The organism is Staphylococcus sp. GDY8P85P (genome assembly GCF_017892405.1).
Classification (GTDB): Bacteria; Bacillota; Bacilli; order Staphylococcales; family Staphylococcaceae; genus Staphylococcus; species Staphylococcus borealis.
Window position 1 is genome coordinate 54,042 of the sequence record NZ_JAESLA010000014.1, and the last position, 16,138, is coordinate 70,179.

The 16,138-nt window shown below is 32.2% G+C and carries 19 protein-coding genes; 6 read left to right on the forward strand and 13 right to left on the reverse strand.

The features are described 5' to 3' along the window. Positions 1-25 precede the first annotated feature (25 nt). The gene (locus tag KA828_RS03315) at positions 26-583 is read right to left on the reverse strand and encodes a tyrosine-type recombinase/integrase (RefSeq protein ID WP_053030723.1); all 558 of its coding nucleotides are present in this window, start codon (positions 581-583) and stop codon (positions 26-28) included. A 142-nt stretch (positions 584-725) separates the two neighbouring features. On the opposite strand from KA828_RS03315, the gene sroA reads away from it, so the two are divergent. The 5 genes from sroA to sarA all read left to right on the forward strand — a co-directional run bounded on the left by sroA (position 726) and on the right by sarA (position 4,379). Next, positions 726-932, forward strand: coding sequence for a sigS mRNA-stabilizing protein SroA (gene sroA, locus KA828_RS03320; RefSeq protein WP_053030725.1), 207 nt, complete (start codon positions 726-728; stop codon positions 930-932). A gap of 34 nt (positions 933-966) precedes the next feature. Continuing rightward, a complete protein-coding gene (locus KA828_RS03325; protein ID WP_053030728.1) occupies positions 967-1,188 on the forward strand; it encodes a DUF2922 domain-containing protein in 222 nt (73 codons plus the stop codon). A gap of 354 nt (positions 1,189-1,542) precedes the next feature. Next, on the forward strand, positions 1,543-2,469 hold the full coding sequence (locus KA828_RS03330) for a DMT family transporter (RefSeq protein WP_075108846.1): 927 nt from the start codon (positions 1,543-1,545) through the stop codon (positions 2,467-2,469). 255 nt (positions 2,470-2,724) lie between these two features. Further along, a complete protein-coding gene (locus KA828_RS03335; RefSeq protein WP_245336027.1) occupies positions 2,725-3,681 on the forward strand; it encodes an efflux RND transporter periplasmic adaptor subunit in 957 nt (318 codons plus the stop codon). A 323-nt stretch (positions 3,682-4,004) separates the two neighbouring features. Further along, the gene (sarA, locus tag KA828_RS03340; RefSeq protein ID WP_053030732.1) at positions 4,005-4,379 is read left to right on the forward strand and encodes a global transcriptional regulator SarA; all 375 of its coding nucleotides are present in this window, start codon (positions 4,005-4,007) and stop codon (positions 4,377-4,379) included. 431 nt (positions 4,380-4,810) lie between these two features. On the opposite strand, the gene KA828_RS03345 is transcribed toward sarA, so the two are convergent. The 12 genes from KA828_RS03345 to KA828_RS03400 all read right to left on the reverse strand — a co-directional run bounded on the left by KA828_RS03345 (position 4,811) and on the right by KA828_RS03400 (position 15,448). Then, the gene (locus KA828_RS03345; protein WP_210125402.1) at positions 4,811-5,620 is read right to left on the reverse strand and encodes an alpha/beta fold hydrolase; all 810 of its coding nucleotides are present in this window, start codon (positions 5,618-5,620) and stop codon (positions 4,811-4,813) included. A gap of 154 nt (positions 5,621-5,774) precedes the next feature. Continuing rightward, positions 5,775-6,491, reverse strand: coding sequence for a hypothetical protein (locus KA828_RS03350; RefSeq protein WP_053030736.1), 717 nt, complete (start codon positions 6,489-6,491; stop codon positions 5,775-5,777). Between the two features lie 181 nt (positions 6,492-6,672). Continuing rightward, on the reverse strand, positions 6,673-7,179 hold the full coding sequence (locus tag KA828_RS03355; RefSeq protein WP_053030738.1) for an SA0570 family protein: 507 nt from the start codon (positions 7,177-7,179) through the stop codon (positions 6,673-6,675). A gap of 152 nt (positions 7,180-7,331) precedes the next feature. Beyond that, positions 7,332-8,126 (reverse strand): alpha/beta fold hydrolase, encoded by a 795-nt coding sequence (locus KA828_RS03360; RefSeq protein WP_053030740.1) that lies wholly within the window; start codon positions 8,124-8,126, stop codon positions 7,332-7,334. Position 8,127: 1 nt separating this feature from the next. Beyond that, on the reverse strand, positions 8,128-8,832 hold the full coding sequence (locus KA828_RS03365; protein WP_070854521.1) for an HAD family hydrolase: 705 nt from the start codon (positions 8,830-8,832) through the stop codon (positions 8,128-8,130). Between the two features lie 98 nt (positions 8,833-8,930). Continuing rightward, positions 8,931-9,860 carry a FecCD family ABC transporter permease gene (locus tag KA828_RS03370; protein WP_481906421.1) on the reverse strand — a complete coding sequence of 310 codons (930 nt, stop codon included), beginning with the start codon at positions 9,858-9,860 and terminating at the stop codon, positions 8,931-8,933. 270 nt (positions 9,861-10,130) lie between these two features. After that, positions 10,131-11,021: an ABC transporter substrate-binding protein gene (locus KA828_RS03375; RefSeq protein ID WP_193839684.1), complete on the reverse strand. Its 891-nt coding sequence runs from the start codon at positions 11,019-11,021 to the stop codon at positions 10,131-10,133. Between the two features lie 207 nt (positions 11,022-11,228). Beyond that, positions 11,229-11,723, reverse strand: a complete 495-nt coding sequence (locus KA828_RS03380) for a DUF805 domain-containing protein (RefSeq protein WP_193839685.1) — start codon at positions 11,721-11,723, stop codon at positions 11,229-11,231. Between the two features lie 65 nt (positions 11,724-11,788). Then, positions 11,789-12,553: a MerR family transcriptional regulator gene (locus tag KA828_RS03385; protein WP_210125404.1), complete on the reverse strand. Its 765-nt coding sequence runs from the start codon at positions 12,551-12,553 to the stop codon at positions 11,789-11,791. Between the two features lie 88 nt (positions 12,554-12,641). Continuing rightward, positions 12,642-13,289, reverse strand: a complete 648-nt coding sequence (locus KA828_RS03390; protein WP_210125405.1) for an endonuclease III domain-containing protein — start codon at positions 13,287-13,289, stop codon at positions 12,642-12,644. Positions 13,290-13,373: 84 nt separating this feature from the next. Next, a complete protein-coding gene (argS, locus tag KA828_RS03395; RefSeq protein ID WP_210125406.1) occupies positions 13,374-15,035 on the reverse strand; it encodes an arginine--tRNA ligase in 1,662 nt (553 codons plus the stop codon). Beyond that, positions 15,032-15,448, reverse strand: a complete 417-nt coding sequence (locus tag KA828_RS03400; RefSeq protein WP_210125407.1) for a YwiB family protein — start codon at positions 15,446-15,448, stop codon at positions 15,032-15,034. The genes argS and KA828_RS03400 overlap by 4 nt, the downstream gene beginning before the upstream one ends. 288 nt (positions 15,449-15,736) lie before the next feature. On the opposite strand from KA828_RS03400, the gene KA828_RS03405 reads away from it, so the two are divergent. Continuing rightward, complete coding sequence (locus tag KA828_RS03405; protein ID WP_011276553.1) at positions 15,737-15,832, forward strand: type I toxin-antitoxin system Fst family toxin; 96 nt, start codon at positions 15,737-15,739, stop codon at positions 15,830-15,832. The last annotated feature ends 306 nt before the right edge of the window (positions 15,833-16,138 follow it).

Genomic DNA, 16,138 nt, shown 5'->3' on the forward strand with positions numbered 1-16,138 from the left:
AGCCTCCTTTTCAATAAAAATTAAATTATAAATTTAAAGCGATAATTGTATGAAGTTCATCATCGGCAGACAACCCGATAAATTTAACCGTTTCTTGTGTTGTCTGATGACCTAAATATTTTTGTATGATTGCAATAGAAATACCCGATTGGTAAGCATGATAAGCAAACGTTTTACGCAAAGTTGTCAAACCAATATGACACAATCCTAATTCTTCAGCCGCATGATGAATGATTCGGTAAGCTTGTTGTCTAGAAAGTTCCTTATGTGTTCTTATTGATTGGAATAATAATTGGTTGTCCATAAGGTTATTATATTCAATAAACCGCTTAATCTCTCCACGCAAGTCATTCGGCAACAAGATTTTGATTGCAGGTGCACATGATTGAATCCAAGAAGACTTAATATCATCTTGATCATCCATTTTGACGTCGTTTACTTTTAAATTTAATAAATCTGTTAAACGTATACCCGTATGTATTGCTAATTTAAATAAAAGATAATCTCTATCTGATTTACGTTTTAATACATCATACATCTTTTTTATATCATCTTTATTTCTGATTGGTTCAACTTGATTCATCTATCCACCTCATAAAAGTTTCTTATTTAATGATAAACCATATTTTAGTAACATGAAACGTTTTTGCTCAAATTTCTTTAAAATAATGTGTCTCTTTTTTGAATTGATTTCGATATATAGAGTGAAAGGAGGTGACAAACACATGAATGAAATTTCACAATTATCTGTTGTTTGTACGCATATCACTCACGATGCAAGTGGCAAAGCAAAAGAAACGAAACGTCGTTTTACAAACTTAAATACAAGAGCCACAGATTCAGAAATCAGATCTTTTGTTAATATCATCGCACATCTGATTAATGAACCATTCGACAAAATTGAAGTCGTTAAAACTCAAGATTTAACTTAATTCAAATCTAAAAATAATTAAGGAGGTATATAATATGACTAAAACTTTAGAACTTGCTTTTAAAACAAATTTAAATAAAACTGCTAAATTGCAATTCCCACAAGTTAACGTTGTTGTATCAGAGGCTGATGCTAAAGATGCCATGGATAATATTATTAAGCTTAATATTTTACAACCCACAGCCGGTACACCGATTAAAGCGACATCTGCTAAATTAATAGATGTTACGAGTACTGTCATTTTCGAAACGAAATAACCTATCACGATCGTGTTATGTCATTGATTTCGAAACAAAGCGATTATTACGCGTCCACATCGAAAATTGACAGTAATGAATTGAATTGAGAAGGTACTTCAATGATACTGTTCTCAGTTCTAGTCATCCTTGCGAACGGACCGTAATATCAAACATGCGCCTATAAGCAAGACAAATTGGGAGAGTAACAATGAATTCAACTTGAATTCTGTTACTCTCCTTTTTTACTTCAATTCAAAGTCCTACACCTATAATGATGCGCAACGAGACAATTCCGCTATTGTATTTTGAAAATAATATTTAAAATGCGTATAATAATGATGTTTTAGTTATAAAAAATGTAGGAGGTCAATTGTGGCATTTTTATTTATACTCGGTATCGTGGCTGGTATGATGGTTCCAATACAAACCTCAATTAATGCTCGTCTGGGACGTTTCACTGAATCATCTTTCTATGCGTCTACCATTTCATTTTTTGTAGGTAGTTTATTTTTATTTATATTAAATGTAATTTTTAACCCTAAATTATTTGATGCTTCATTTTATAGTGGCCACACAATAGACTATCATTGGTGGGTTGGGGGTCTGTTAGGCGTTTGTTTCTTAACAGGAAACTTATTATTACTTCCCCGTATAGGTGCAGCATTAACAGTAGTTATGACCGTAGCTGGTCAAATCATCATGGGGGTCTTCATTGATACTTTCGGTTTACTTGGCGCGAGTAATCATCCCTTCACACTTTTAAAAGCAGTAGGCATTTTAATCTTACTCTTCGGTATTTTATTGATGAATGAGATACCTAAAAATAAACTTGAAGAAAAAACAAATCGAATGTTTTATGTATGGCTAATTATTGGATTTATATTTGGCTTTGCACCACCATTACAAACAACCATTAATAGTGGTTTAGCTCAACAAATGCATAATTCATTGTTTGCGGCACTTGTATCATTTAGCGTTGGCACATTCGCGTTATTCATTCTAACGTTAATATTTAACCGAAGCCTTAAAATTAAAGTCTCACAACCAGATATAGGTAAAATCAAGCCTATTCATTTCATTGGTGGTGTATTAGGCGTTATTTTTGTTACTTCAAACATTATTCTAATGCCATTTTTAGGCGCAGCGTTAACTACAATTGTTGCCATGTTGGGACAAATGCTCATGGGCGTATTGATCGATCACTTTGGCTTAGGTGTTCCCAAAAATTCAATAACATTGCGCAAATTCAGTGGATTAATCGCTATTGCCATTGGGATTGTTTTATTACGTCTCTTTTAATTTGTATAACAGAATATTGATATATTTATTCAAAATGTCTTCTTTTCTTAATTGTTGAGAAGACATTTTTTTAATTTAATAATATTGGGAGTGGGACAGAATTCTTTTTAAATTCGTTGTCCCACCCCCGCAAGGGTGACTAGAACTGAGAAAAGCTTGAATTAAGCGATTGCTCAGTTCAGTCAGCTACTGCGAATTTGCAAAATAGCTTCATTATATTATTTTTGTCACAGCCTCATCACCATTGTATAATCATTGTATAACAACTTTATAGAGGTGATTTTACTGAAGACATTTTTTACCCCATTAAAACTTTTAGTGACTGCACTTATCCTCCTGATTATCTTTTTCGGCTATTATATTTATTCAAAAATACCTAACGAACCAGACACTTCAAAAATAGAAACGCTCACTGCCAAACCTCAATATTCTCTTTCTTTTACTGGTGAACAGCAATCTCAAGAAAGCTTCACTTTATATTTCAACCCTTCTTTAGGCAATGTTGCCACTTTATTTGTTAAAAATGGTGAAACCATTCATTCTGATGCACCTTTGATAGACTATTATAACCCTATTCTCGAGAAAATGATTGTCTCTAAAAAGAAAGCTTTATCTTCTCTTCTCAACCAATCACCGAAACCATCAGGCGGACAACACATAGCGCTAAACACACAAATACTTGAACTTCAAAATCGGCTTCAAACACGTATTCATTCCCCTATTCATGGCAAAGTAACCGTCTTAGATCCACATCCTTCTAAATTAAATACAAAAATAATGCAAATTAATAGCGAAAAACATATTATTCGTGCTAATATAACTGAATCCCAATTAGATCAAATTAAAATAAACCAAGAGGTAAATGTTACAACAAAGCACGCTAAATTATTCACTGGTAAAATTTTATCTATTTCTCAAATTCCTCACAAAGTGGAAAAAGGAGAATCCATTTATCAAGTAGATATTTCCACCCAAGATCATTACCCACTTGGTCGTCATTTCGATATTGATGTTGGAAGTTCTAAAATAGAACTACCTACAAATTCAATATTTGAAAATGATTATGTTTTAATTACACAAAACAACAAAATTATTAAAAGAAGAATAGAATATACTAAGAGCCCCAAAAATGGGTATATTATGGTATCCAAAGGATTAAACTTTGGGGATAAAGTTATCGTACACCCTTCATCCTCACTTCTATCCTATTAACCATAAGTTTTTCACAATAAGCTATTCGGAATAAATTTTATTATATAGAGTGAAATAATAATTGTTCTTAATTAATTGATTTTTATCAATTGCTTTGAAATTCAAACAAAGAATATAATAATCAAAATATTGTTTTATTAAGTACTTTTTTGTTTACTTCTTAATTCCATTTAGTTATAATTAACTAAATAATATAGCATTAAATTAATTTAATAAAATTCTTTTAATCTAAATTATTTAAGTATTTTTAACTATTATAGGACGTTATATATAATTTAACGGGCAAAATAGAAAAAGCGCACATAAGTTGGGGAGGTTTCAAAATGGCAATTTCAAAAATCAATGATTGCTTCGAGTTATTAGCAATGATCACATACGCAGATAAATTAAAAAATATCATCAAAAAAGAATTTTCAATTAGTTTTGAAGAGTTCGCCGTTTTAACATACATTAGTCAAAGTAAAGAAGATGAATATTATTTAAAAGATATTATTAATCACTTAAATTACAAACAACCACAAGTAGTTAAAGCAGTGAAAAATTTATCTCAAGAAGATTACTTTGATAAAAAACGTAATGAACATGATGAAAGAACTGTATTAATCCTTGTTAATAGTACACAACGTAAAAAAATCGATTCATTATTAAATAAAGTAAATACACGTATTGAAGAAGCTAACAAAGAAACTGATTTATAATTTCTTTGTGGCTTTTCTAATTCTATTTGTTTTTGATATACACTTAAAAATATGGAATTGTATTTCCAGAGAAATACAGTCTGGGACATAAATTATATAGTAATGCTAATTATCAAATTCGCAGTAGCTGACTGAACTGAGAAGGCGCTTAAATCAAGCTTTTCTCAGTTCTAGTCATCCATGCGGAGGTGGGCGGGGCCCCAACACAAAAAATCACGAAAGTGATTTTACAAGCTAAGCAAGTTGGGGTTACGACGAATTCAAAAGAATTCTGTCCCGCTCCCTTATTTATATACTTTTATATTGTTAGCTCGATGCCAAATTTTAGCTAATACATTTAATATAAAACGTGTTGAATACATTCAAAACAATGATAAAAAGACAATTTCTAAATGATTTCAATAGAAACTGTCTTTCTCAAATAACTAAACTTAATGATTTACTTCTACTATCTGCTCAACATTTTCTAAAAAGTTCAAATATAAGACTAGAAACTTATCTTCTTCTTCTACATAGGGTGCATGTCCTGATCCTTCAAATAAAACTTTTTCAACATTTTGGAATCGTTCTTCGATTTTATAATGTTCCTTGTCATTTATAATTGGATCATAACGTCCATTTACAATGAGTGTAGGTACTTTAACGTAATGTGTATACCCTTGATTTACATATGCTGTATTTAAAAGCGCCCTACTAGCTATGGCACTATCCTCAGAATTCTGTTTACTATATAATCGTTGTCGTTGAATCCATTTCATCGCTGATTCTTTTTCTTTATAAATATAAGGGAATAGTAACAGTAGCGCTTCAGATTTATTAAACCCTGCAATTTCATCTTGGTGCTCAATCATTAATTTCGTAAAACCATGAACGATATCTTCAGCTTTAGAGGAGATAATGGTTAAAGATAATACATGTTTTTCATGCTTTTCAGTAAATTCTCTAGCAATAATACCTCCCATATCATGACCTAATATATGTGCTTTCTTTAAGTTTAATTTATTGATTAGTACATATAAATCTTCGACATGATCTTCTAAATCATATGAATCAGGACGTGATGATTTACCATGTCCTCGAACATCGTATGCAATCACTCTATAGTTCTCTTGTAGTTGTTTGTTTAATAAATCAAACGCTGCAGAATTACCATCTAAGCCATGTATTAAGATAACGGGGCTGCCATGTCCTTCATCTTGATAAGCTAATTTTGTTTGGTTTAACGTTTCGATTTTTTTCATGTTGGCACCTCCCTTAATTGTTACTATACCCACTTCTTTAAAAGTTACGCTATGAATGTTCTTAACTTTATTTCTCAAATTATTATATAAAATTAATATTTAAACAAAAAAACAACCACCGCATAAATACAGGTGATTGCCTATGTATTAAGAACTAAACCCTAGTTCTCGATGATAATTTAATTGTGTAAAAAATAATGAGTACAACTATTAAAATCCAAATAACTAAAGAAAAGATTTGTGCAATCTCAGGTTTTGTGATTACAGCATCAACCGTCTTTTGACAAAATAACAAGCCAATAGCTGTGTACTCCATCTTTTTAAAGAAAATACCTATTAAACTTAATATTATACCTATAAAAAAGACAACTTGATGACTATAAATAGTGATTGGAACGATTCCCCAGTTTAAATTAAACGCACGCATAATAATTAAGATTAATGCAATAATGGCGACTGTATATCCTAATATCATTTCAAAACGGTTACTATAGAGAAATTTCTTCTTATCAATCCGTATATTGATAAAAATCGTTAACGGAAAAATAATAATACAATAGAAAATTGAAATAGCTGTCGCCGCCTGGAATGGCACGTATTGTTTATCATAAAGGTACGAAATTAAAATAAAATTCATAATAAAGAAAATAACAGGATTCGTTTGTAACCCAAATAAATTCCGTTGAATAATCAAAATAATTTGTGCTGGAGATTTACCTCTATAATCTAGATAATCTTGATCTTTTGATTCAGATTTCTTCAAATCTGTACGCAAATTTTCTTTAATATCATCGATTAAATTAGGTGCCATTCCTTTATGACTAAAGTAATCATTTATATTCTCAAGTAACACTTTATCATTGGTTCTCATAGGTTACTCCTTTGCTATAGTTTCGTTAGATTGACACGAATAGTTAATGGTTCAATTTAAAATTTTATCATACATTGACGTTATTTTCTGTTTAACCATAAAAAATAGGAGCAAGACGTCATTTAAAAGTTGGCATTTGACGTCGTACTCCTAGTGATTGATAACATATATAGAATTTTAATTATTTAGCAAGATCAATACGATATAATTTGATGTTTTTATCTTGTGGTGAGTTTGAGCCAAATTGATAGCTTGTGTTACCTTTTTGGATATAACCAAAGTTACCACTTACTTTGTTATATTGAACACGCGCAATCGCATTTTGTCCTAAGCTTTTTTTCACTTGGTTATACGTTGGGCCATTGGCTTCATTATAAGTCATAGAAATTCTTGTAACATGGCCTTGGTTCTTCTTACCTACTGCAGTTACAACCAGCAAACCTTTATTAGTGCGATATTCATAATATCCTTCATTGTTACTTGGATTTTTAGAATAAATCGGTGTACCGTATTTGTTTGTAACATTTTTGATTGATTCGCCAAGCGTAATATTTTCTAGAGATTTTTGACCTTGTGTTAATTGTTGAACTGTTTGAATTGTATTGCCGCTAGCTGCTTCAGCATGATTAACGCTTACTCCTGTCATTACTAGTCCTGAGACTAAAAATGCCGCTACTAATTTTTTCATAAGCACTCTCTCCTTTATCTTGTTTCTCGTCTTGTGCTTATTCATAGTATACCCTAATTGTTACTTAAATAACAGTATTATTACAAAAATATTACAAATTAAGTTATTTTATGTAACAAAAAAAGTTTTGGCGGCGTTTTTGAAACCCGTCATTAGTGCTCAGGCATAAATTTCTTAATAAATGGTGTTACATCTTCAACAAATTTCTCTTTTTCTTCTTCAAAAGGATATAGACTTGATTGTGCATAAACATCAAACTGCGCCTCTTTAATTAAATCGGCTACTTCTTTAGATTCAAGTGTTGTAATACGCTCACCATGTTCACCTGCAATGATTAACGTTGGTTTCGTCACACGTTCAAATACATTTGATATTGCTGCCTCTTTAAATACATCTTCAACCGCTTGCGTTTCTTCTTTAGTAGAAATCGCATTAGTATCTTCAACATGTTTTAAAAACTTATTCACTTTTCTTGGTTTATGATAACGACGCTTTTCTAAGAATTTGTTTTGTTTTTCATCGTCCCAGTTACGAATTTTATGAGAGTACTTTCTAAATAAACGTTCCTCAGGCAATTCGCCTTCAATGGATGTTGGTGTCACCATAATGAGTGATGATACATAATTAGGATAGCGTTCTGCTAAATCAGCAATAATCGCTGCCCCCATCTCATGTCCTACAAATGCTGCTTCGTCTATATACAAGTAATCCAATAATTGTATAATATCATCTGCAAATTCATTAAATTTAATCTCTCTTGGTTTATCTGAATAGCCATGTCCTCTTAAATCTAGTAAGACAACTTGAAAAGACTTTGCCAAATCTTTTGCTAAATTTTGAAATATAGAAGCATTTTCATATGCTGTATGTACTAAGACGACAGGGTAGCCCTCACCCATAGTATCGTAATGTAGGGATAAACCACCTTTTCTAGTAAATAAATCCATCTTATGCATCTCCTCCTTGTTTGATTTGAATTGGTAATATTGATAATAATTCTTCACTCGTTGTAATAATAAAATCAACTTCTTCTTCTAAAGGTTCTAATTCAGCGTCATCATGTTTAAACCACACACTTACCATGCCCATCGCACGTGCTGGTGCTACATCATTTAAAGCATCATCACCGACATACATAATTTCTTCTGGTTGAACATCTAATTGATGAATCATATCTTCAAATATTTTAGGATGGGGTTTACGAAATCCTACTGTTTCAGAAGTTGATAAATAATTAATCACGTGCCCTAAACCTAATGAATGTAAACGAAACTGTTTAATTTTAGATTTACCATTTGCAATCACACCTAAAACATAATCGCTTTGTGATAATTTCTCTAAAGTATATAACGTGTCATAATAAGGGAAGACATAGCGATAGAAATGCATTTCAAAATCATTAAACAGATCTTTCCACGTTAAACGATCGATATGAAACTGCTTAATAATTGCCTTATATAAATCGGGTTTGTCATTATCTTCATCATCATCTAATTCAATAAATTTCTGTTTAAAATCCGCTAATTGAACGTGTACGAAATAATCATGAAATCGTTCGTATTGTTCCTCAATGAATTTATCACGAGATTTTGTTCTATCTAATAATGTACCTTCTAAATCAAACACAACTGCTTTTATATGACTTAAGTCCATTGTCAATTCCCTCTTAACTCTATAATTATTCTCATTTTATCAAAAAGTCTTCTTTAAGATAATAACCCAACATAAATATGCTGTGATCAAATGTGTATTTAAGTACGTCTAGATTGTTTAAGCAAAATGTAAAACAATGTTGGAATACCAATTAAAGCCAATATAATACTAGCAGGTATCTGTACAGGATGAATTAACGTACTGCCTACCCAATCTGCAATTAACATCATTGTAGCACCGATTAAACAATTTAATACCATGTGAATTCCTAACGTAAATCGCCAATAATAACGTCTTACCAATTGGGGTACAACCATACCGATGAAACCAATAATCCCCGTATAAGCCACTGCAACTGCCGTTATTATAGACGCTAAAGTAAGTACGATAAACATCACTTGTTGCACATTTAAACCTAATGATTGACTCTTCAACTCACCTAATTGTAATAACTTAATCCCCGGTATCATAGTAAATAAAATGATGATAACAGGTATAGCTATTAGTCCTATGTAAATGACTTCTCTCGTTTCTGCCGCCGCGAATCCCCCGAAGAAGTAATTTGCGATTTGATTCATCTTACTAGGTTTAATTAACACAAGAATATACAAGAATGCATTAAAAAGTGCGCCAATCATCAATCCAGTAATAATAAGAATCTTCACCGGATAACCACGAGATATAGTTGCTGCAATCATCAATACAATTAATAGTGTGATAATACTGATGCCAATTGAAAAGATAGGTACCCAAATAAAAGATAATCCTAAAAAAATGGCCAAACCTGAGCCAAACGTGGCGCCACTAGCCAATCCTAATGTAAAACTATCCGCTAATGGGTTATTCAACACAGTCTGAAACATATGGCCTGCTAAGGTTAGTATTGCACCCGTTAACATAGCTTCAATAATTCGTGGCAATCTAACTTTCAGCAATATCATTTGATTAAATGAATCTGCTAAATTACCCATATCCCATAATAAATAGAGTGTTATCACACCAATTAAACAGATGATCCAACCTAGCATTGTGAAATAAATATTCCTTGTCATTTTATCAACTCATCAACTATCTTTCTATAATTTCTTCTATTATAACTGATGATATAAAAGAATGGGACTGGAACAGAATTCTTTTAAAATTCGTCGTCCACTCCCAGCTTGCCTAGCTTGTAGCATTTCTTGATGAAATGCTTTTTTATTGAGGCTTCAGCCACGTAAAGATAAGCACTTAATATCAAGCGTCTTCTCTATTTAGTTAGTCACTACGAATGTGCAGTGTTACCTTTTAATAGCCATTTATCGTTTATAAATGGCATCACGTAATTCTTTCAAACCTTCATCAATACGAGGACCCGGACGTGAAATTTCATCACCATTCACAGTTTCAATACGTCCATTTTTCACTGCCTTAATTTGACGGAAACCATCACGCTTTTTAATGATTTTATAGTAATCTGATTTAGACAGACCTTCTGTAGAGATCAGAATGTCTGGGTTCTTTTTGATGATACTTTCTTTATCCACTGACTTCCAACCTTCTATATTTGAAAAGCTATTTTTAGCATCTAATTGTGTCAACATGTCATCGAAAAATGTATGTTTACCCGCTGTATAGATTTCTGGTTTAGAAGACACTTCCATGAAAACAGATTGTGATTTATGATGTCTCGGCACTGACTTGATTACTTTGTCAACGTTATGCTTCGTTTCATCTACAAGATCTTGCGCTTCACGTTCACGTCCAGTGACTTTACCTATCTGTTTAAAAGTATCATATGTTTGATTTAAAGATTGTGCATCTTTCACATAAACCACTTTGACACCATTTTTTTCAAGACTATCTAACACTTTTTTTGACGTCCCTTTTTGAGATTCATGCGCCAATATTAAATCTGGTTTCGCCTTTAACAATGCTTCTTTATTTAAATTCATTGCATCAAATTGTTTCTTACCTTCTTTAACATCTTTAGGATAATCATCTACTGTTGAAACACCAACAATATCTTTCCCAAGTCCTAATTCGTAAAGAATTTCCGTGTTACTAGGCATAAGTGACACGATACGATGATATGACTGATTTTTTGAATTTGAATCTGATTTATTACTCTCATTGTTTGCTTGTTTGTGTTGATTATTTTGACCACAAGCGACAAGTACCAGCATCATTATACATAGTACTATCCACATTTTTTTATTTAACACGACTACACATTCCTTTCTATCTTTAGTATATGTATGCATTAATCATAACAAATATTATTCAATATTAATTTAACTTTTTTATATTTAATTGTGTAATTTTATATTATCACTTATTTTGAGAAATAATCAGTAGTAAAAAAGCATTGAATACTTCTAAATTTAGAAATATTCAATGCTTAGTTTTAACACTCACTATGCTTTGGGGTTAGGTCCATATTCATTTGTACCTTGTTCACTATCCGCAATGCAGTAAATTAATGCGAAAATAGAGATAATTAATAATATAACTGATATAACAAGTACGACTACAGTTGAAGCCATTAAAGAAACATCAGCGTAAAATTGATTTAAATACGTATCAGATATCGTTTCGAGTAATACAATTAATCCTCTTAGTAACATAGACACTAACATAATTAATGGTATTAACATCGTACGTCCAACATCATGAAATCGACGCACCGACATGGTGAATGTTCCGATTAGAATAATGACATCAATCGTTTCATAAATAATCTTGAAAAACATATCGCCACCGCCAACTATCCAAGTGAGTACGTCGGTAAGTATGCTTAATAAAATGAGTACAATAATATTCGCGAGTGTTGCATACCAGTAATGTCGTCTACGTGTACGACCTTGTACATTAAAATAATTTCTCCAAAATAATTGGTACGACTCAATCATTATAGCGTCTCCTTTAAATATGATTCAGTATAATCATTACATAATAAAGGATTGAAGGAAACACTTTATTTGATATACGCTTGGATTGCTTTTGCGATATACTCATTCAAGTGATTATTGCGATGTTTATTTATATTCTTAGCAAAGCGATCATCACTTTCATAAGTAAGTGCGATATATTCTAAAAATTGATTATCCGCATTAGGCACTTGTCGTTGTAAAATGCATTTTAAAGCTTCAATATTTTGATATACATGCACATCATCCGCTGCGTAGCCATTTTCTAATAAGTGATTCATTTCATTGAAAAATTGGTTGAATTGGTCATTTGTATCTTTATCATTATTCTGCTTATCAGAATCATCCATTTGATTTCTACGTTGTTTATATGACTGATAATAATCCGTATCGCCATATTTCAATTCAGCTTCTTTATCATATTGTTCTGTCACATCAAATTGATTGAATTGGTCCATATTAATCTCCTCGTTTCTATGATTTATTAGATGATGTTTGAGGTAATCAATGATTTGATTTAGCTGATTACGTCGTTGAACAATTTGGGCATAGTTATCTTCTAATATTGCATTTTTATTAGTAATACTTTGTTGAAAATATAATTGAATATCTTCGAGAGATAAATTGAGCTGTCGAAGAAATAAGATCGTTTGTAGCTTTGCAATATCCTGTGAATGATAGTAGCGATAGCCATTATCGTCTACATAACTAGGTACTAGTAAACCAATCTCATGATAGTAACGCAATGTTCTTGTACTAACCGTCGTCACTTTGCTCACTTCACTCGGTGTAAAATAGTTGTGATTTAACATTGTATTATTCTCCACTTTGTTTTATTTTCAATATCATTCATACCTCACTCATCTACTCAGGAGTATGCACTATGACGTAACGTTAAAGTCAATCATTTTTTATAAAATAATGATCTAAAAACGTATATTTTTGCTTCCCTTTGCCATTAAAATAATGTTTTCCAAAGTTATCTAATAATGCATGAAATTCATTGGCATCTTGATTTGTAAAATAATCTGGTAGTGTTATATGCTTTTTAAATTTATCGTAATTCTCTGTGTTTGAATAGCCTAATTTATGATACAAGCGTCGTGTATATCGATCAGGAATAAATTCGATTCCTTGAAAAAGATACACCAATAACACGTCAGCCGTTTCACTACCTATACCGCGTATGTTTAACAATGTCTGTCTGAGCGTATCACCATGCATACGCGCAATTGCACCATAGTCAAAGTTGTATTGGTTTAGCCAATTGAATAACGCATGAATGGCCTTCCCTTTATTTTTATAAAAGCCACTAGAACGTATAATGTCTTGTAGTTCATTTAATGGTAAAGTCAAAATGGTTTGAGGATCAAAACAGGTTTCTTCCTTTAAACGCATTAGCGCCATATCTGCATTGTTCCAATTCGTATTTTGAACTAATATCGCACCAAGCATCATTTCTTCAGGACTTTCAGCCGGCCACCAATGTTGCGGCCCCATATTGTCTAATAAGATGTTATAAAGTGCTTCAGTCGTAAGCGTTGGCATACACTCACTCCAATCTTTACATAATAATACCCTCACAAATCGAAATTTATGAGGGTGATATCAAAATTTATATAATTCTCTTGATTACATCGTTTCTGGTGCTGATACACCAACTAATGTTAATGCATTGTGTAGTGTAATTCTAACTGCATCTACTAAAGCTACATGTGCTTTCGTTTTTTCTGCATCATCTGTTAATACTTTTTCAGCATTGTAGAATTTATGGAATGCTGATGCTAAATCTTGAATATAGTTCGTTAAACGGTGTGGTGCACGACTTTCTGCTGCACTTTCAATTGTTGATTCAAATTCAGCTACTTTTTTCAATAATTCAATCGCTTTTTCATTTGTAATTGTTGAGAAGTCTGCATCAGTCGTAACTTCAACACCTTGCTCTTTTGCTTGTTTCAAGATTGAGCAAATACGTGCATGTGCGTATTGCGCGTAATAAATTGGATTATCTTGTGATTTTTCTTTTGCAAGTTCTAAATCAAAATCAAAATGAGAGTCCGGACTACGCATTGTTAAGAAGTAACGTGCAGCATCAATGCCAACCTCATCCATAATTTCACGTAAAGTAATCGCATTACCGGTACGCTTACTCATCTTCACTTCGACACCGTCTTGCATTAAACGCACCATTTGCATAATTTGTATTTCAAGACGATCACTATCTACACCAAACGTTTCTAAACTTGCTTTCAAACGATTAATGTAACCATGGTGATCGGCACCCATTAAATCGATCAAAATATCGTTACCGCGATTAATTTTGTTATAGTGATACGCAGTGTCTGGTGTGAAATAAGTATAATTACCATCTTTTTTAATTAACACACGGTCTTTATCATCTTTAAAATCAGATGTACGTAACCAAGTTGCACCATCCGCTTCATATGTGTAACCGAGTTCATTCATTTTAGCTAATGTGTTATCAATAGCACCGTTCTCATATAGTGATGTTTCACTAAACCAATTATCAAAGTGGACATTGAAATCAGCTAAGTCTTTTTTCAATTTATCCATTTCATAATCAACACCAAGTTTTCTAAATGTTTTAAGACGTTCTTCATCAGAATAATCTTTCATTTCTGGGTGCTTATCAGCTAAGTCTTTACCAATTTCGATAATATCTTTACCATTATAACCATCTGCAGGCATTTCATGACTTGTATCACCAAGCGCTTCAAAGAAACGTGTCTCAATTGAACGTGCCAAGTTAGTAATTTGATTACCAGCATCATTAATATAATATTCACGTGTTACATTGTAACCTGCTGCAATTAAAATATTAGCTAGTGAGTCACCAACAGCAGCGTTTCTTGCATGACCAATGTGTAAATCGCCAGTTGGGTTGGCAGAAACATACTCTAATAAGATATTTTTATTTTTAGATGCTTCAGCATAACCAAATCGATTACCTTTTTCAATCGCTTCTGGAATAACTGCAGTTAAATATTGATTATCTAAATAGAAATTAATAAAACCAGGACCCGCGATATCTACTTGCTTCACATTCGCTTTACTTGTGTCTAAGTTGTCAACAATCGCTTGAGCAATTTCACGTGGGTTACGTTTCGCAATCTTAGTTAATACCATTGCGATATTAGTTGAGTAATCTCCATTTTTAGTGTCTTTTGGTATTTCCACTTTGATGTCTGGAATATCTTTAGCAAGACCAGCTTTTTTAATACTCGTTTCAATTTCTTGTATTAAAGTTGTTTTTACTTGATCAATAATATTCATTCGCCTATCTCCTTATAATTAATTTCATATTGATATGAGCCCATTTTTTCATCATTTTGATGTAACTCGTATTGAATTTTTAGCTTCCCACCATTTTCACTCACAAAATGCAAGATACTACGTGTTCTAACAGTCAAAGGGATACGTCCAGCTGGGATATCGTAAAGTGTAGTCGTATCATGACCTTCTACAAAGTGAAGATTCATATTAATATCGCCTTTGCGTATTAATTTGACGCCTCGCGCTTCGATTTTAATCGTTACATTGACGACTGCATCTTCAATTTGTTCTTGGTAACGAATATAATCTGCATTCTTTGTTTGCCAAGAACCTTGAGTAGCAAATTCAAATTTTTGTTTTTCACCATTTTGTTTTAAGACTTGCTTCGTTTGAATGTGTATATTCTTATCCAACGTTTGCCTCACCTTAGCTTCTAATTAATACACCACATTATAGCATAATTTAGATAGTGCATGTAGGTGATACTTCTCAGTTTTGAAGCATTTAGGATATATAAGTATCATCATCTATTTTGATAAATTGAGTAATAAAAAGAACAGTATATAGGTTAAATCTTGGGAAATATTACTATAAAATTACTTATTAGAAGTAAACTATCAGCGTGTATTTGGAGATGATATAATATACTGGTCGCCTATCTCTCAGGCGTCAATTTAGGCGTAGAGAGGAGGTGCTAATCTATGCTAGAAATCCTTGTTCACATCACGACCACAGTCATCAGTGGTTGTATTATTGCGATATTCACGCATTGGCTACGTAATCGCAATAATAAATAGGCGACCATAGCCACACCTAAAAATCCCCTCACTACGGCAATAGTGAGGGGATTGGTGCATCTATGCTAGTTTCCTTGTTGACTAAATTATAACACTGGTGAGTGGAGAAATGCAAAACACTTATATTAAGAAAAGGGGTATCTTTGAGTAGTATCATAAAGCTATAGTATAGAAATATTTAGGTGTTTGTATTCAGAATTTAGTTTTCCATTAAATGATGTATTTCTAGAAGGTACTGATAAAAAAACGAGTAAAGACTATATAAACAAGAATCAAAAAGTTTATAAAAAAGAGGCTGGGACATAA